The following is a 274-nucleotide window of genomic DNA, read 5'->3' on the forward strand; positions in this document are numbered from 1 at the left end:
CTTGGTGAATGCATTCGTATTCATATCTTCAATCAGGGAATTGCCCGTAACAAGTACTTTCAGCGTCGTTTTCTCCTGCACGATCGGGAACGTGCCCGGTGCAGAGACGGCTGTTGTCGCGTTAGGTGTTTCGGCTTCTTGCCCATCCGATGACGAGCAAGCCGTCAAAGTTACGCCTGCCGCCAGCAGGACCGCCAAGCTTTTACTAATGGTTAATTGCATCTGTATTGCCTCCCTTATTCGATTAGCCTTTTACGGAGCCGACCATGACCCC

At 51.5% G+C, this 274-nt stretch carries 1 pseudogene; it reads right to left on the minus strand.

Annotated features, from left to right (window positions below):
• Positions 1 to 222 (minus strand): annotated as a pseudogene (locus KVT27_RS24555) (ABC transporter substrate-binding protein); the annotation flags it as partial.
• Positions 223 to 274: the final 52 nt, after the last annotated feature.

The organism is Lysinibacillus sp. GbtcB16 (assembly GCF_019091145.1).
GTDB lineage: Bacteria > Bacillota > Bacilli > Bacillales_A > Planococcaceae > Lysinibacillus > Lysinibacillus fusiformis.